General features: G+C 64.8%; 12 protein-coding genes and 4 tRNA genes. 5 read left to right on the top strand and 11 right to left on the bottom strand.

Annotation, left to right across the window (positions count from 1 at the left end):
- Positions 1-24 precede the first annotated feature (24 nt).
- The 5 genes from ACT7DK_RS15760 to rsgA are packed head-to-tail and all read right to left on the bottom strand — an operon-like array spanning position 25 to position 7588.
- Positions 25-912, bottom strand: a complete 888-nt coding sequence (locus ACT7DK_RS15760) for a LysR substrate-binding domain-containing protein (RefSeq protein WP_445400794.1) — start codon at positions 910-912, stop codon at positions 25-27.
- Positions 909-2312: an SLC13 family permease gene (locus ACT7DK_RS15755; RefSeq protein ID WP_445400792.1), complete on the bottom strand. Its 1404-nt coding sequence runs from the start codon at positions 2310-2312 to the stop codon at positions 909-911. The genes ACT7DK_RS15760 and ACT7DK_RS15755 overlap by 4 nt, the downstream gene beginning before the upstream one ends.
- Entirely contained in the window at positions 2293-5622 is a 3330-nt protein-coding gene (mscM, locus tag ACT7DK_RS15750) for a miniconductance mechanosensitive channel MscM (protein ID WP_445400790.1), read from the bottom strand. The genes ACT7DK_RS15755 and mscM overlap by 20 nt, the downstream gene beginning before the upstream one ends.
- Before the next feature lie 39 nt (positions 5623-5661).
- Positions 5662-6522, bottom strand: a complete 861-nt coding sequence (gene asd, locus ACT7DK_RS15745) for an archaetidylserine decarboxylase (RefSeq protein WP_445400788.1) — start codon at positions 6520-6522, stop codon at positions 5662-5664.
- A 31-nt stretch (positions 6523-6553) separates the two neighbouring features.
- Positions 6554-7588, bottom strand: coding sequence for a small ribosomal subunit biogenesis GTPase RsgA (gene rsgA, locus ACT7DK_RS15740; RefSeq protein ID WP_445400786.1), 1035 nt, complete (start codon positions 7586-7588; stop codon positions 6554-6556).
- Positions 7589-7675: 87 nt separating this feature from the next.
- On the opposite strand from rsgA, the gene orn reads away from it, so the two are divergent.
- The 5 genes from orn (at position 7676) to ACT7DK_RS15715 (ending at position 8992) form a co-directional block, all read left to right on the top strand.
- Positions 7676-8221 carry an oligoribonuclease gene (orn, locus tag ACT7DK_RS15735; protein WP_445400784.1) on the top strand — a complete coding sequence of 182 codons (546 nt, stop codon included), beginning with the start codon at positions 7676-7678 and terminating at the stop codon, positions 8219-8221.
- A gap of 229 nt (positions 8222-8450) precedes the next feature.
- A tRNA-Gly gene (locus tag ACT7DK_RS15730) sits at positions 8451-8526 on the top strand.
- Between the two features lie 51 nt (positions 8527-8577).
- Positions 8578-8653 (top strand) — tRNA-Gly (locus tag ACT7DK_RS15725).
- A 137-nt stretch (positions 8654-8790) separates the two neighbouring features.
- Positions 8791-8866: transfer RNA gene (locus ACT7DK_RS15720), tRNA-Gly, on the top strand.
- Between the two features lie 50 nt (positions 8867-8916).
- Positions 8917-8992 (top strand) — tRNA-Gly (locus ACT7DK_RS15715).
- A gap of 320 nt (positions 8993-9312) precedes the next feature.
- Here the strand turns inward: ACT7DK_RS15715 and ACT7DK_RS15710 are convergent.
- From ACT7DK_RS15710 to ACT7DK_RS15685, 6 genes are all read right to left on the bottom strand, one after another.
- Positions 9313-10101 (bottom strand): NAD(P)-dependent oxidoreductase, encoded by a 789-nt coding sequence (locus tag ACT7DK_RS15710; protein WP_445400782.1) that lies wholly within the window; start codon positions 10099-10101, stop codon positions 9313-9315.
- Between the two features lie 141 nt (positions 10102-10242).
- On the bottom strand, positions 10243-11244 hold the full coding sequence (locus ACT7DK_RS15705; protein WP_445400780.1) for a lipid A deacylase LpxR family protein: 1002 nt from the start codon (positions 11242-11244) through the stop codon (positions 10243-10245).
- 17 nt (positions 11245-11261) lie between these two features.
- Positions 11262-14357: an efflux RND transporter permease subunit gene (locus tag ACT7DK_RS15700; protein WP_445400778.1), complete on the bottom strand. Its 3096-nt coding sequence runs from the start codon at positions 14355-14357 to the stop codon at positions 11262-11264.
- Positions 14354-15469, bottom strand: coding sequence for an efflux RND transporter periplasmic adaptor subunit (locus ACT7DK_RS15695; protein WP_445400776.1), 1116 nt, complete (start codon positions 15467-15469; stop codon positions 14354-14356). The genes ACT7DK_RS15700 and ACT7DK_RS15695 overlap by 4 nt, the downstream gene beginning before the upstream one ends.
- A 2-nt stretch (positions 15470-15471) precedes the next feature.
- On the bottom strand, positions 15472-16965 hold the full coding sequence (locus tag ACT7DK_RS15690; RefSeq protein ID WP_445400774.1) for an efflux transporter outer membrane subunit: 1494 nt from the start codon (positions 16963-16965) through the stop codon (positions 15472-15474).
- Between the two features lie 187 nt (positions 16966-17152).
- Positions 17153-17359 (bottom strand): hypothetical protein, encoded by a 207-nt coding sequence (locus ACT7DK_RS15685; RefSeq protein WP_445400772.1) that lies wholly within the window; start codon positions 17357-17359, stop codon positions 17153-17155.
- Positions 17360-17482 lie beyond the last annotated feature (123 nt).

Here is a 17482-nt window from a genome sequence, read left to right as displayed (position 1 = left end):
CCATGGCCGTCATGAGGGTATTTCTCACGGCAGGATGTCCCTGGCCAGCTCGATCAGCGCCATGCGCGCGGGATGATCGCCCCTGTCCTTGTGCCAGGCGAAATAGAAGAAGCGGCTGAGGGAGAGCGCGGGCACCGGCAACGCCACCAGGCTGCCCGCGGCCAGCTCGTCGGCCACGCTCAGGCGCGACACGCAGCTGAGCCAGGGGCGGGATTGCAGCAGCCGCTTGATGGTGGGCAGGTGCGGGTATTCCTGGCGGATCCGCAAGGGGCCCAGCCGGCCGGCCAGGGCCTGTTCGAAGGTGTCCCGGGTACCGGAGCCGGATTCACGCAGTATCCAGTCGCACTCGGCCAGTTGTTCCAGGCTCACCTCGGGCTCCCGGGCCAGAGGATGCTCGTGCTGGCACACGATCACCAGCTCATCCCGGCACCAGGGCTCGAGCCGGAGCCATTTTTCCTGGGCGTGGGCTTCGATCAGCGCCATCTCCAGCCGTCCCTGATACAGCTGCTGCAGCAGGCTGTGGGTGTTGTCCACCGCCAGGCCGAGGTCGAGCTGGGGATAGCGGCGGGCGAGCCGCTCGACCAGCTCCGGCAGCCAGTGATCCGCTATGGTGCGGCTGGCGCCCAGGCGCAGCCGGCCGGCGATGGGGCTCTGGCCCTTGAAGCCCTGTTCGATAAGGTAGCTCTCGGCCAGCATCTTCTGGGCCCGGGGCAGCAGCCACTGGCCCCAGGCGTTGAGGCTGAGCCGGCGGCCGACCCGGTCGAACAGGGGGTGGTTGAGCTGGCGCTCCAGCTCCTGCAGCGACATGGTGGCCGCCGACTGGGTCATGGCCAGCTGCTCGGCGGCCCGGCTCAGGCTGCCGTTTTCCGCCACGCTCACGAACAGCCGCAGCTGCTTGAGGGTAAAGTTCATCCCAGGGCGCCCAATGCCAGCATGATGGCGAACAGCAGCACCAGGCCGAAGGCGCCCACCGCCAGGCCGGTGCGCAGCATGTCCCTGGTGGTGATGAGGCCGGTGGCGTAGGCCAGGGCGTTGGGCGGGGTGCTCACCGGCAGTATCATGCCCAGCGAGCAGGACAGGGCCACCAGCACCAGGGCGCTGTCCAGGCCGTAGTCGGCCATGCCCTGGTAGCCGGTGGCCACGGCGGCGGTGATCGGCAGTATCAGGTTGGCGGTGGCGGTGTTGGACATGACGTTGGCCAACAGAAAGCACACCAGCAGCAGGCTGAGCAGTATGGCGGCGCCGGGCAGCTGCTCAAGCGGCAGCGACAGGGCCAGCTTGCGGGCCAGCCCCGACTGTTCCAGCGCCAGCCCCAGGGCGATGCCCCCCGCCACCAGCCAGAGTACGTCCCAGTTGATCTTCTGCAGATCCGCCGGGGTGATGATGCCGGTCAGGCTGAACACCACCAGGGGGATCATGGCCACCACATAGCTGTTCATGCCGTGCCAGAAGGAGCTGAGCCACAGCACTATGGTCAGGGCGAAGGTGGCGTAGAGCAGGTAAGCCCGGGGACTGCGCACGAACTGGCTGCTCAGGGTCAGGCACAGGCCCAGTCCGGTGGCGGGGTAGAGTCGGAGCAACAGGCGCCAGGCGGCGACCAGCATCACCAGCACCAGCGGCACGGCGAAGGCCATCCAGGTCAGGAAGTCGATGGGATCGGCCATGTACTGCAGGGCGATGGCGTTGGGCGGGGTGCCGATGGGGGTACCGATGCCGCCCAGGTTGGCGGCGACGGGAATGGCCAGCAGCAGGCCGCGGGTGGACGGCGCCTGCAGTCCCAGGCTGGCGAACACCGGCCCCATGATGGTGAGCATCATCAGGGTGGTGGCGGTGTTGGACATGAACATGGAGAACAGCGCCGTGATCAGCATGACGCCCAGCATCAGCCGGTCGTGGCTGGCCATGAAGGGGCGCAGCAGATAGTTGGCCAGGTTGGTGTCGAGCCGGTACTTGGCCGCCCCCAGGGCCAGGGCGAAGCCGCCCAGGAAGAGGATGATGATGGGGGAGGCGAAGCTGCCCATGATGGCCTGGTAGGGCAGCAGCTCGCCCAGGGGCTGGCCGGCGTCTTCCCGCAGAAACCAGACGGCGGCCTGATCCGATACCGTGACCAGCAGCAGGCCGATGATCAGCAGGGAGGTAGCGAACACCGGCACCGGTTCCAGCACCCACAGCAGGGCGGCGAGCAGGAAGATGGCCAGCAGCCGTTGCTCGACCAGGCTGGGATCCGGCAGCGGCAGCAGCTCGGCCGGCAGGTTCAGTACCAGCAGGGGCAGCAGCAGGGCGATCGGTAGTTTAAGCCGGTTTGGCATCATGACCTCGCACGGGCGCGTTGATGGGCTGCTCGCTGATCAGGCGGATATCCACCTGCTGGTGCGGGATCTGGATCCGGTGCCGGCGCAGCCGGGCCAGCAGCAGGTTGTGCAGCTCGTGGGTCATGGGCATGCGATGGCTCATGTCCTCCACATAGACCCTCACCTCGTACACCAGGGCCGAGTCGGTCAACTCTATCAGGAACACCTCGGGGATGGGGTTGTCCAGGATCAGGCCGCACTCCTGTATCGCCTCGTGGGTCAACCGCTGCACCAGCTCGATGTCCGCATCCAGCCGCACCCGCACCAGCAGCTTGACCCGGGTGATGGCGTCGGACAGGGACCAGTTGACGAACTGCTCGGTGATAAAGGCCTTGTTGGGCACGATGATCTCGCGGCGGTCCCAGTCCACTATGGTGGTGGCCCGGGTCTTGATCTTGGAGATGGTGCCGGTGAGCTCGCGGATGGTGACGGTGTCGCCGATACGGATCGGCTTCTCGAACAGGATGATCAGGCCGGACACGAAGTTGGCGAAGATCTCCTGCAGACCGAAGCCCAGGCCTACCGACAGGGCGGCCACCAGCCACTGGGTCTTGGACCAGTCGATGCCGAGCATGGCGAAGGTGGTGAAGGCGCCGACCATCAGCACCAGGTACTTGGAGATGGTGGTGATGGCGAAGCCGGTGCCGGGCGACAGGTTGAGGTGCTGCAGTAGGCTGAGCTCCATCAGGCCGGGCAGGTTGCGGGCGGTGATCCAGGTGAGCACCACCACGAACAGGGCGATCACCAGATCCTTGAGCGAGATGGGTACCAGGGTGTCTTCCCCGGCCAGGCTGGTGGAAACCTGCCAGACCTGGATGCTGTCGAGGAAGCTGAAGGCGGTGTTGATCTCCGACCACAGCAGCATCAGGCTGAGGATGTAGCCCAGCATCAGCACCGAGCGCAGCAGCCCCAACGACTGGGCGCTGATGGTGTCCAGATCCACCTCGGCCACGGCGGCGGCTTCCGCCTCCGGGCTGGGCGGGGCTTCGGTCGCCTCTTCCTTCTCCTTTTCCTTGCGCTGGGCCAGGATTTCCGCCCGTCGGGCCTTGGCCCGCTCGAACGCCAGCCGCCGGCGCTGGATCAGCATCCAGCGCCGCACCAGAAAGTAGGCCATCAGGAATCCCAGCCCCACCAGTACCGAGATCTCCAGCTGGCGCAGCAGGGTATGGGCGGTGAACAGATAGCCCATGGCGGTGGCGGCCAGGGCCAGCAGCGGCGCCAGGATCAGCAGGCCCCACAGCAGGTGGTTGACCAGGGTCAGGTGCTCCCGGCGGGGGCTGGACAGCAGCAGCGGCAGATCCGCCCGGTACAGGCGCCAGGAGAACAGGCTGAGCAGCAGGCAGATGAACATGAAGCCGAGCCGGCCCAGGGTGTCGTAGAGGGAGAAGTCCCGGTATTCCTGGGCGGTGTAGAACAGCAGCAGGGCCGGCAACATGGTCAGCATCAGGGTCTGGAACTGGCGCCAGACCCGGCGCACCCGCTCCCGGGGCAGGTTGAAGTGCACCACCAGCAGGCCCCTGTTCATCATCAGGTTGCCGATCAACATCAGGATGAATACCGGCAGCATCAGCTCGCCCAGGGCATGGGACAGGGCCAGCACCACCGGCGGCGCCCAGGGCGAGTCGATGGCGTTGGACAGCAGCGACAGCAGTGCCGGCAGCGGCAGGGCGGTGAGCAGGCTGAGCAGCAGGGTATTGAAGGTGTAGTCGTACTTGTCCTGGGTGACGTTGCCGATGCGCGCACTGATTTTTTCCAGGTAGTCGCGCAGGCTGCGTCGGCTCAGTAGCCAGAGGTAGAGCACCATCAGCGAGCTGACACCGTACAGGGTGAGGCTGGCGCCGCCCTGCAGCAGCAGGGACTGGGGCAGGGCGGTCCAGGTGCTGGCGGTGAGCAGCCAACCCAGGGTTTCCATCAGGGCCTGCGGGAACTGGCCGCCGATGGGGCGCAGATCCGGCAGCCAGAACAGCCGCTCGTCGGTGAGGGTCCGGATTTCCTCCAACTGGCTGTTCTGCCGGCTGTAGGCGACCTTGAGCCGGGTCTGTTCGTGTATCTGGTTGTCGGTGGCGCCGATCAACTGCTCCAGCAGCCGGCGCTGGGTGGCCAGCAGCTCGTCCAACTGCTCCAGCTGGGCGTCGGTCAGGACGGTGGCCTGCTCGCTCAGCAGCAGCTCGGTTCGATAATTACCGGTGCGCAGGCTGTCGAGGGACTCCTGGTAGCCGTACTTGTCCACCCGGCTCTGCACGATGCGGGCTTCCAGCTGGGGCAGGGAATAGGGGGGCGGCAAGTCGTTCAGGCGGTTGCGCAGGTTCTCGCCGAAGCCCCGGCTGACCTGCAACCACTCCAACTGCTCCTTGAGATGGTCCTTCATGGTGGCCAGCTCGGAGGCGGCCCGCTCCGCCGCCTGGTATTCCAGCTGCAAGGCCTCCACCTCCCGGCTTTTTTCCCCTAACTGGGTGGACAGCCGCTGGTTGACGGCCTGCTGCTCTGCCAGCAGGGGCGCGTCGGCCTCGACCTGATCCAGCAGGCGCTCGCTTTCGGCGATGGTGGCCTCGGTGGTGGCCCGGCGCAGCTCGTTCTGGCGGCTCTGCAGCGCCTCTATGTAGGCGTCCAGATCCTGCAGCCGGGCCTGGAGGATGTCCAGCTTCAGCCGGTCGAGGTTGTTCCTGTTGCCGGCGGACAGCTGCTCCAGCTCCAGCACCTGGATGCGGCTCTGCAGGCTCTGCTCGCGCACCAGGGCCAGCACGCGGTTGGCGGTCTGCTGCCGGCTCTGGCTGTCCGAGAACTGCAGCTCGTCCAGGCTTTGCTGGGTGCGGCGCAACTGCTGGCGCAGATCGTCCAGCAGGCTGTGCTGATCCCCCGCCCCCAGCTCCTGCAGGTTGAGGGTATTGGCGAGGTCGTCCCGCTGGCGTCTGAGCTCCAGCCGTCGGGCCTGGGCATCGACCAGGGCCTGTTGCACCGCCTCTTCGTCCAGCCGGGGGACGCCGGCGGTGTCGGTGGGCTTGAGCCCGGCCCGTTCGCGTTCCAGTTGCCGGAGCTCGGCCGGGTAGTCATCCATGAACCGTCGCAGGGCCTGGGCCTGCTTGCGGTAGCGCTCGCCTTCGCGCACTTGCTGCAGCGCCTGGTTGTAGCTGTCGCGCAATTTTTGCAGCTCGGGCCTGTCGCCCTCGGGGATTTCGGCCAGCAAGGCCTCGATGTCGGCGACGCTCTGATCCGCCGGCACCGGGGCCGGCAGCAACAGCAGGGCAAAAAACAGCAGTATGGGGGCAAACACGGCTGACTCCCGATGTTAAGGATTAAAACCGGCGGCGGTTCAGCCCCGGTTCAGGCGCCCGAATTCGGTGCCCATGCGGGTGGGGGTGCCGGGCCGGAGGCTGTCGGACAACGCGACCCGGCCGGGGGCAAAGAGGCACACCACTGTGCTGCCCAGCTTGAAGCGGCCCATCTCCTCGCCCTTGGCCAGGCGCGGCGCCGTGGCCGGATCGTAGTCCCAGCGCTGCACGCGCCGGCCCACGGGCGGGGTGATGGTGCCGGCCCAGACGGTTTCGATGCTGGCCACTATGGTGGCGCCCACCAGCACCAGGGCCATGGGCCCGGCGGCGGTATCGAAAATGCATACCACCCGCTCGTTGCGGGCAAAGAGCTCGGGCACCCGCTCGGCGGTGAGCGGATTGACCGAGAACAGCTCGCCGGGCACGTAGATCATGGTCCTGAGCACCCCGTCCAGCGGCATGTGGATGCGATGATAGTCCCTGGGTGCCAGGTAGATGGTGGCGAAGTCGCCGCCCATGAAGGGTTCGGCCAGGGCCTTGTCGCCGCCGAGCAGGGCCCGGGCGCTGAAGTCGTGGCCCTTGGCCTGGATGATGCGGCCCTGCTGGATGGGGGCCAGCTGACTGATGGCGCCGTCCACCGGCATGGCGAGGAGTTCCTCTCCCTGCACCAGCGGACGGACGCCGTCTTGCAGCGGACGGGTAAAGAAGTCGTTGAAGCTCCGGTAATGGCCCGGATCCGGATACTGGGCCTCGCTCATGTCCACCCGGTAGCGCTGGATAAAGCGGCGGATCAGCCACTGGGTGAGCCGGCCAGCCTCCATGGCGGCCAGGCGGCCGACCAGGCGGGAAATCAGGTGTTTGGGAAGCAGGTATTGCAGCAGAATTTTCAGGTTGTCGATCATAGGGAGTCCGAACAATGACGGGGAAAAGGGATCAGGACTTGGGATGATGGCGACTGGGTTTGTCGGCCATGGCATCCATGATTCGGTGGTAGCTCTCGAGCCGCTCGGGATGGATGTCGCCATCCGTCCGCGCCTGCTGCAGCAGGCAGCCCGGATCGGTGCCGTGCTTGCAGTCGCGGAAGCGGCAGCCGCCGAGGTAGTGGCGGAACTCGCGGAAGCACCAGGCCACCCGCTCCGGGGGCAGGTGCCAGAGGGAGAATTCGCGGATGCCCGGCGAGTCGATCAGGGAGCCGCCGGACGGGAAATGGTAGAGCCGGGCGGTGGTGGTGGTGTGCTGGCCCAGGCCGGAGTTGTCGGACACGGCACCGGTGGTCGCCTCCACATGGGGCATGACCGCATTGACCAGGGACGACTTGCCCACCCCCGACTGGCCCACGAAGATGCTGGTGTGATCCTTTAATGCTAGCTGGAGCTGATCCAGCCCCTCGCCGGTGTCGCAGCTGACCAGCAGCACCTGGTAGCCGATATCCCGATAGCGCTGCAGGGCCTGCTCCGCCTCCCGGCGCTGGCCGTCGGTGAGCAGATCGGCCTTGTTCAGCACTATCATGGGGGGCATCTCGACGTCTTCGGCCGCCACCAGGTAGCGGTCGATGATGTGGCAGCTGAGCTCGGGCAGCACCGCCGACACCACCACTATCTGGTCGATGTTGGCGGCCACCGGCTTGATGCCGTCGTAGTAGTCGGGACGGGTGAGCTCGGTCTGGCGGGGATGCACTGCCTCCACCACGCCGCTGATGCCCTGCATGGTCTCCACGCCCGGGCGCCAGACCACCCGATCGCCGGTGACCAGGGAGCTCAGGGTCCGGCGCAGGTTGCAGCGGTGGATCCGGCCGGCGTCGTCTTCGATGTCGGCATGCTGGCCGAAGCGGCTGATCACCAGCCCTTCCTGGGGTGGACCCAGCAGGCTGTCGTCTATGATGTCCACCTGCTGGCGCTTGAGCCGCCGGCTGTGGTTATCGCTTACCCGGCGCTTCTGGCCTTTGCTGAGCTGTTTTTTCTTGGTCACGACGTCCTCGAACCCGTTTTCACTGCCGGCTATGATACACTTTCCCGCTCGAACTTGTCCCCATTGCCACTCAGCTAGAGACCCAACATGAGCCAAAATGCAGAAAACCTGGTCTGGATCGATCTGGAGATGACCGGCCTGGAGCCGGACGAACACAGGATTATCGAGATTGCCAGCATCGTCACCGACAAGGAACTGAAGGTGCTGGCCGAGGGACCGGTGCTGGCCATCCATCAGCCGGAGGCGGAACTGGCCAAGATGGACGAGTGGAATGTGCGCACCCACACCGGCTCGGGCCTGGTGGCACGGGTGCAGGCAAGCGCCGTGACCGAGGCGGAGGCGGTGGCGCAGACGCTGGCGTTTCTGCGCCAGTGGGTGCCGGAAAAGACCTCACCCCTGTGCGGCAACTCCATCGGCCAGGACCGCCGTTTTCTGGCCCGCCACATGCCGGAGCTGGAAGCCTTCTTCCATTACCGCAATATCGACGTCAGCACCGTTAAGGAGCTGGTGCGCCGCTGGCAGCCGGCGCTGCTGGAGCAGTTCACCAAGAAGGGCAGCCACCAGGCCCTGGAGGATATTCGCGAATCCATCGCCGAGCTGCAGTTTTACCGGGAGAATGTGTTCAAGATCTGAGCCGTCCGGGCACCGCTGCTGGTAAATTCGGCAAACGATCTCGGGGGGCGAAAAAAGGCTTGCATTCACTTAAGCCGCTCGTATAATTCGCCTCCCGTAGCCAGACGGAATTGCGAAGCAAGACGCTGCCTACGTAACAAATTGCGGGAATAGCTCAGTCGATGGAGCTTGACCTTGCTGAAGTTGATGAGGGTCGCGCCGCGGCCTCATGCACAAGTTGAAATGTTTTGCGGGAATAGCTCAGTTGGTAGAGCACAACCTTGCCAAGGTTGGGGTCGCGAGTTCGAGTCTCGTTTCCCGCTCCAAATTGCAACGATGCGGCTCACCAAGGCGGCATTGAAAGTAAAAAGTGTTTTGCGGGAATAGCTCAGTTGGTAGAGCACAACCTTGCCAAGGTTGGGGTCGCGAGTTCGAGTCTCGTTTCCCGCTCCAAATTAAAGAACATGGGTCACCAAGCCGGTGTTCGAAGCAAGTAAAAATCTGCGGGAATAGCTCAGTTGATTGAGCTTGACCTTGCTGAAGTTGATGAGGGTCGTGCCGCGGCCCCATGCACAAGCCAGAAGTATTATGCGGGAATAGCTCAGTTGGTAGAGCACAACCTTGCCAAGGTTGGGGTCGCGAGTTCGAGTCTCGTTTCCCGCTCCAAATTGAAGAGCTCGGGCCACCAAGCCGGTGTTCGAAGAAAGTGAAAATCTGCGGGAATAGCTCAGTTGGTAGAGCACAACCTTGCCAAGGTTGGGGTCGCGAGTTCGAGTCTCGTTTCCCGCTCCAAACCCCTAAAAACCGACCTCAGGGTCGGTTTTTTATTGCCCGGAAATCATGCCGGATGACACGGCACAACCTTGCCGAGGTTGCGGCGGGACGCGTAGTCCGGGGCGCGCAGCCTCGCGAGTTCGAGTCTCGTTTCCCGCTCCAAACCCCTAAAAACCGACCTCAGGGTCGGTTTTTTATTGCCCGGAAATCATGTCGGGTGACACGGCACAACCTTGCCGAGGTTGCGGCGGGACGCGTAGTCCGGGGCGCGCAGCCTCGCGAGTTCGAGTCTCGTTTCCCGCTCCAAATCCGAAGAATCAACCTCGGGGCACAAGCCTCTATGGCCTGCCTTTTTGAGATCCGTGCAGGCCATGACGGTCGTCCGTTACCTGCGGTTTAGTTCCGTCCGTCTTGTGTCGCGCTTGACCTTCGGGCAGTGCGACACCGACACGGCGACGAGAAAAGCGGCCATTGGCTGCCAGGTTATCGAGTACCACCTTGGCGGCATCTTCGTAGTAAATGGTGAGCCGCGGCAGGGCCAGCTTGAATGCCAGGGTCGAGCCAAAACGGGGCAACACTCTTGTGTAGGCTGGCCGCTTCACCGGCCAAACGGTCTCAGAAACAACGAGTCCTTCCGTCGCCAAGCCGTCGGGAGAGTCAATCATCGGTCCAGGGCAAAGAATTGACCAATCGAGCTGGGTGCCACGCAGCTCCTTATAGTTAGTGCGGTGAGCCTCGAACACCTTTGGAATGGCCGGAAGATCCAGCGTCGTTATGGTCGTGCCGGGCACGTCGAGGAGAGCGGCGCCTGCGAACATCCAGAATCGGCCTCCTGGGCCGAGAGCGGCTTCGGCCGCTCTGATGATACGCTGAACGAGAGGCGAAAAATTTTCGCTGTCAGCGAGATAGCCGGCCGTATTGATCACGACGTCCTGGCCTGTCATCAGGTCGCACAGTGCCGTGGCATCGTCAAAGTCGACCTCGCTCAGGGTTAGATTCTCGTGCTGGAAGCCGGTTGCACGACTCGTGTCACGGACCGCTGCCGTCACGTCATGTCCTTCATTCAGTGCACGTGCCACCAGTCGCCGTCCGGTATTCCCGGTCGCGCCAAGAATGCAAACTTTCATTTCTCTACCTCCTTAAGATCATGTATTTACGGTGCCGCCCTGTCACATTCTGAGACGGTGTGGCGGCACAGCCCAGAATCCAGAGCGCCCGTCATTGCCGGCGCAGGGACGACGGGAGCTTGGAGCGATCGGCCCTGGCCGTTAGAAGAGCCACGATATGCCCACTGTGCCGAAGTCCGTGTCTTGCCGTTGAGTTTCGAAGGACTCGCTGAAAAGCGTCCGCGAGAAACTGAGGGCAAACTTATCCCGCCGCAGGCTGAAGCCGTAGGAGCCCATGCCGACGACGGGCTCCGAATCGACCGACCGGCTGTCGCGGAACAGCGTGCCGTCGAGCGGCAGGTAGTGGATAACACCGTAGGCGCCGGCGCCGGTGAAGAACGAGACGGACCAGTGATTCCGCGGTCCTACCCCGACCGTCGATGCCGCATTGAGCCCTGAACGCAGTGCGGTCATGCCCAGGGCCTCCACCAAATTCCAGCCGACTTCGCCATAGACGCCGAGCCCGGCGCCGGTGAAGTAGTTACCGAGCCCGGCCGTTGCGACCGGCACCAGTCTCCACTGTGCCGAACCGCCCACGGACCCCGCAGCGGCGAGGTGTGCCGCGGTATAGCCGAGGTTGACAACGGGCTCGTTCGGGAGCTGCGTGTCCCAGCCCCGGGGCTGGTCGGCGCCGATCAGTTGGTGAAACTCCCGCTGCACCTCGTCGGCCTGTGAGGCCGGCCCGACGACGCCCAGCTTGAGCTGCCAGGCGTGCGTCCAGTCCCCTTTGCGCGCATACAGGGTACTGTCGACGTACAGAATGCCGGAGTAGGGCTGGTCGTCGGCGCTCGGGTTCGGCTCCCGGATGTCATCCGGCGTGTTCATTTCCTGTGCCAGGGACCAGGAGGCGTAGGTCATGTAGCCTTCGTCGGCAACGAAGGGCAGGGACGACCAGAGCCGGGTCCACCGGCCGAGGAAGCCATCGTCATCGGCGTCGACAGCGCCTGACACCCAGGCGATGCCGACACCGTTGGTGTAGTTGTTGTCGGAGTGGGTGAAGGTGTCGTTTTCCAGGGTGAGTGTCAGCGCACCCTCGCTGGCTTCGGTCACGCCGTGCACCGTCCAGTATCCGAGCAGCATCAGTCCTATGGCTTTCTTGTTCACGATCAGCTCTTCCCGTTTCAAGATTTGAGCGCCGGGGGGGCTGCCGTCCGATCCGTTTGCGCAGCGGGGTTCGGGGCTATCCGGAACCAGGCTGCGTACAGCGCCGGCACGAAGAAAATCGTCAGTAAGGTCGCGACGGTGAGGCCGCCCATGATGGCGATGGCCATCGGCCCCCAGAACACGCTGCCGGTCAGCGGGATCATCGCCAGCACCGTCGCCGCCGCCGTCAGTACCACCGGCCTGGCGCGCATGACCGCGGCCTCAACCACGGCATTCCAGGGATCGAGCCCGTTTGCGGTCTCGGCCTGTACCTGGTCGATCAGGATCACCGCGTTGCGCATGATCATTCCCGACAGGGCGACGATGCCCAGGATGGCGACAAAGCCCAGCGGCGCCTGGAACAGCAACAGGGCCGCGACGACACCGATCAAGCCCAGCGGTGCGGTCAAAAAGACCATGGTCATCAGCGAAAAGCTCTGCAGCTGCAGCATCAGGATCAGCAGTATGGCCACCAGCATCACCGGCGCCACGGCGACCAGCGCCTTGTTGGCCTTGTCGCTTTCCTCTACCGCGCCGCCCACGTCGATGCGGTAGCCCGATGGCAGCCGGGCCTGGATATCCTTGAGCAAGGGCTGGATCTGCTGGGTGACCGATACGCCCTGTGCACCATCCTGGACGTCGGCACGGACGGTGATCGCCATGTCGCGGTTGCGTCGCCACAGCACCGGCTCCTCCAGCTCATTGCGGACCTGCGCAATCTGCGACAGCGGTACCACGGTACCCTGGCGCGTGTACAGGTTGATGTCCTTGAACGTTTCGACGTCGAGTCGCTCTTCGGGCACGGCACGGGCGACGATGTCGACCAGCTCCTCGTCCTCACGCAGCTGCGACAACGTGGTGCCATTCATCAGTGACTGGGTAGCAAAGGCCACGTCGGCAGGGGACAGGCCCAGTGCACGCGCCTTTTCCTGGTCGAGCTCCACACGCAGCGTGCGCACAGGATCGTTCCAGTCGAGCTGGACGTCGCGCGTTTGCGGATGGCTGGCCACGGCGTGTTCCACCTCGCGTGCTATTGAGCGTACCACCTGGGTGTCGGGACCGACGATGCGGAACTGCACCGGAAAACCGACCGGCGGGCCCAGCTCCAGACGGGTGACCCGTATCCAGGTCTGCGGGAACTGCTCGTCGGCCATGGCCATCAGCCGCGAGCGTACGCGCTCACGCGCCTCCAGATCCTGCGTCATCACCACGAACTGGGCATAGCCGGGGTTCGGCAGCTCGGGGTTGAGCGACAGATAGAAGCGCGGTGCGCCGGCGCCGGTGTAGGCGGTGAAGAAGCGCACGTCCTCGTCCTCGGCCAGAATGGCTTCCATGCGCTTTACCTGCTCGGTGGTCGCGCCGAAGGCGGCACCTTCCTTGACACGCAGATCGACGACCAGCTCAGCCCTGGTGCTGTTCGGGAAAAACTGCTGCGGCACCAGCTTCATGCCCATTATGGAAAGCACCAGCAGGGCGGCAGTCGCGCCGATGACCAGCCAGCGATGTTCGATGGTTTTCTCTATCCAACGACGCAACCTGCGAAAGAAAGGCGTGTCGTAGGGGTTGGTGTCGCCGTGGCTATGGTTCAGCTTATTGGGCAGCATCTTGACGGCGAGGTAGGGCGTGAACAGTCCCGAGCAGATCCAGGAAAACAGCACGGCCGCGCCTACGATCCAGAAGATGCCGCCGGCGTATTCGCCGGTGGTTGACTGGGAAAAACCCACGGGCATGAAAGCGGCGACCGTGATCAGCGCGCCGCTGAGGCGCGGCATGGCGGTGGCCTTATAGGAATAAGCGGCCGCCGTGGCCTTGTCCCAGCCGGCTTCCATTTTCACCACCATCATTTCCAGGGCGATGATGGCGTCGTCCACCAGCAGGCCCAGCGCGATGATCAGCGAGCCCAATGAAATGCGCTCCAGGTTCCAGCCCATGGCCAGCATGAGAATCGCAACCATGCTCAGCACCAGGGGCACCGACAGGGCGACCACAATGCCGGTGCGCCAGCCGAGGCTGACCAGGCTCACCAGCACGACGATAACCAGAGCCTCGACCAGCGCGCGCTCGAAGTCCCAGACGGCCTCCTTGACGGTGGTGGGCTGGTCGGAAACCAGTTCCAGTTCCACGCCATAGGGCAGCTCGCCCTGAATGTCGGCGACCGCGGCCTCGATGGCTTCGCCCAGACGCACCACGTTGCCGTCATTGGTCATCACCACGCCCAGCATCAGAACCTGCTGGCCGTTGTGGCGCACCGTGTAGGTCTGCGGATCCTCGAAGCCGCGGGACACGGTCGCGAAATCGCCCAGCTTGATTACGCGGCCGCCGGCGGCGATGGGCAGATTGCGGATATCGTCGACACTGCCGAACTGTCCGCTGACGCGCACGTACAAGCGGTCGCTGCGAGTGTCGATGGAACCGGCGGGAAGCACGGCATTCTGGCTCTTCAGGCTTTCGACGATCTGCAGGGGCTGGATGCCCAACGCGGCCAGCCGCGCATGGGAAAACTCGATGTAAATACGCTCCGCCTGCTTGCCGATCAGATCCACCTTCTTGACCATCGGCACCTTGAGCAGGCGGCGCTTGATGTCCTCCGACTGATCGGCCAGCTTGTCCAGGCCGACACCGTCGCCCTTGACGGCGTACATCAGGCTGTACACGTCGCCGAATTCGTCGTTGAATATCGGGCCTATGACACCTTCCGGCAGCTCAAGCTCGAGATCGCTGAACTTCTTGCGTGCCTGGTACCAGGCTTCCTGCTGGTCGGCCTCGGTGGTGCCGCCCTTGACGGTGATCGTCATGCCACCAAAGCCCTGGCGTGCAAAGGTCACCACCTTCTCGAAGTGATCGAGTTGCTCGAACTTCTTCTCCATGCGGTTGAGTACCTGGTCCTGGACCTGTTGCGCCGTCGCACCGGGCCAGGCCACCATCGCCGTCATCGACGGCACTGAGAAGTTCGGGTCCTCGAGCTGGCCGAGCTTGCCGAAGCCGAGAACGCCCGCCATCGAGACGACCAGGATCAGGAACAGCACCACGGAGCGGTGGTTCAGCGCCCATTCCGTGAGGTTGAAGGATTTCATTGAGCTACCTCCGCGCTGACGTTGAAGGACTTGGCTGCGCCGGGCAGTGCGACGCGCAGGCCCGGGGCCATCTTCTGTACGCCGGCGGTGACCACAAGGGTGCCGGCGGGCGGGCCCGACACCAGTACCTCGTTGCTCCGGTAGCCATGGACGACGACCTGGCTCAGCTCAACGGTTCCGCTCGACTCACTAGCGTCGGCTTTCACCACCCACACGGCAGGCTGCCCCTCGCTCTGGGTGATCGCTGCGGCCGGGAGGACCGCGGCCGTCACATCCTCCGATGTACGTTCGGTAACCAGGGTCGCGGTCGCGCCCAGCGGCAGTGGTCGCGGCACGGCCGGTTTCAGGCGGGCGCGGTAGGTCCGCGTCTGCTCGGCGGCTTGCGCCGACAGCTCGCGCAGGACGACGTCAAAGACCTCGTCTGGCGCGCTGGCGAGTGACGCCTTGTAGCGTGCGTTCTTGAACGCTTCCAGGTGATTTTCGGGCACGTCGACGATGATTTCCGGCTCGCCCTCATTCGCGATCACTATGACCGGCTGCCCCGCGGCGACGACCTGGCCGCTCTCGAAGCGCAGGCTGGTGACCACGCCGCTGATCGGCGCGCGCAGCACGGTGTAGTGCACCTGGTTGCGCGCCAGCTCGAGCTGGCGCGCCTCGGCTTCGGCTGCCGCCCTCGCGGTCAGCAGCTTGCTGTGCGCCTGTTCCTCGGCGGACGCGCTGACGGAGCCGTCCCGCTTCAGCGCCTGCAGGCGCTGCCAATCCGATTTGGCCTGCCGCGCCCGCGCCTGTGCGGCGTCCAACCGTTTGCGGGCGGCTTCCTCGGCGAGCCGGTAGTCGACATCGTCGAGCCGGGCGAGCACATCGCCCGCCTTCACGCTCTGGCCGACGTCGATCCGGCGTTCGAGCACCTTGCCACCGACGCGAAAGGCCTGATCGACTGCGTAGCGCGAGGCCACGGTGGCGAAATAGCGATTGGCGTCACGCACGTTGTCGTAGTGCAGCTCGACCGTGTTCACGGGCCTCAGCGTCACGACCGGTGGATCGGATGGTGTACAGGCGCAGAGCAGGGTGGCGATGGTGGCGGCAGTAGCCGTAGCGATGAAGCCTTTCATGGCTATTCCTCGTTGGTGGATATTAAGGTCGGGGTTGCTGAGCCGAGAGGGGCGTCGGTGGAGGTCGGCTCGAAGGCCTGCCAGCCGCCGCCGAGCGCCTTGAACAGCTGTATGCTGTTGAGCTGCAATTGGGTTTGACTGTCATTGGCACTGATCTGGATGGCCAGGCGGGCGCGCTGCGCATCGAGCAGCGGCAGCAGATCGATCTGTCCCCGCTGATAGAGGGACTGGGCATGGTTGAGTGCCGCTTCCGCCGAGTCGGCGGCGTTATTCAGGACCTGCGACCGGTCGCGCTCGTCGCGCAGTGCCACCAGCCCGTTCTCGACGTCTTCGAGCGCGCGGACGATGGCGTCTTCGTAGCGCAGCAGCGCTTCGGATTGGGCGCTCTCGGCTATCTCGTTGATCGAACGGGTGCGGCCCCAGTCGAGAAGCGGCATCGCCAGCAGACCGGCGACATTGCCGAAACGCGCCGAGCCGAGATCCATGCCGTTCACCTCCAGATTCTCGCGACCGAACAGTGCGCTGACGAAGAGGCGCGGAAACCATTCCGCCTTGGCTTGTTGGCGGCGCCAGTTCGCGGCGTCGAGTTGGGCGCGAGCCATGAGCAGGTCCGGACGGCGTTCGAGCAAGGCGGCGGGTTGCCCCGGCCGCACCTCCGGAATCCCGACGCCCCTGGTGGAGGGGGCCAGTGCCGCAGCATCCGCCGGTTGCGAGCCGATCAGCACGGCCAGGCGATGGCGCGAGACGGCGATGAGCGTTTCCAGCGGCGGTATCGCCGCCTGCGCCCGAGACGCCTCGGTGCGCGCGCGTTCCACGTCGAACGGGGAGGCGAGCCCCACGTGTTGACGCGCGGTCACCAGGCGCAGTGTCTCCTCCTGGGCCGTCGCGATCGCTTTCACGGTGTCGAGCTGGCGCATCGCACCGGTCAGCGTGAAGTAGTTGCTGGCGACGTCGGCCAACACCAGCAGGCGCACGCCGCGCGCCTGCTCTGCGCTCGCCTGTGCGTCGGCAGCGGCGGCGGCGGCGCCGGCCCGCAGGCGGCCGGTCAGATCGAGCTCCCAGGAAACGCTTAGCCCGGCGGACGCGCCTTTCGTCTCGGGCGCGCCTTGCCGCGCACTGGCGCCGTAGCCGTTATCGGTGCTGCTGGCGTTGGCGACCGCTCCTACGTTGGGCAGCAGTGCGGAACGACTGATGGTTTCCCCGGCGCGCGCGGCGCGCACGCGCTCAGCGGCGATCCGGATATCGCGGTTCTCACGTGCGGCACGCTTGACCAGCTCGGTCAGCACCGGGTCGCCATAGCTTTCCCACCAGGCGACCTCCGGCTCGGTCAGCGTCGCTTGGGCAGAGGTGAACTGGGCAGGCACCTCGACCCTGGACTGCAGCCGCGGTGTCGCACAGCCGGTCAGGGCGAGCGCCAGGGATAGGGAGATCGTTGCGGCAAGGAGGCGTGTTCCTGCCGGGCACGATATCGGGGTGATGGAGATTGTTGGAGGCATCGTATACTCGCGTCGTCTGTTGAGTCGATTTGGCGGTCAGCGTACCTGCGCTGTCTCCGCAAATGGTCAGGGAAGCGTCGGGTTTCCGTCGGAAATAGGTGAGTGTCCCAGTCGTGAACACCGTCGCCGGCTGGCCCCCGAGGGTGGGGCGGGGATGCTCATCCCCGGCCTGCGTACGGACCGGGGATCAGGGTTCCTCCGGCGAGGCGCGTTCGCCGGACCCGAGATCGGCCGTCATCAACTCGAACAGCTCGTGCGCCGATGCGAAGTCGCCCTGTTTGCCCGAGACGAGGTTCTCAAGACGTCCGCACAGTGCATCGGGTGTGGCGTCGCTGCTCAGCTTCACGACGTAGGCGCGGTGGATGGGGTATTTGGAGTCGGCTCTGAAGATCATCGCATTGCATCCGTTGGTATCCATGATTGCCCGAAATATAGGCGCAACCGGGTGCCGAGTGGTCAGCGAACCGTCGCCGTTTGGTCGGAATAGAGACACCTGTACTGAGTCCGTCTTGATACC

Source organism: Zobellella sp. An-6, assembly GCF_052487945.1.
Note: the sequence above shows the minus strand (reverse complement) of the source record. Positions and strands in the feature narration are given on the sequence as shown.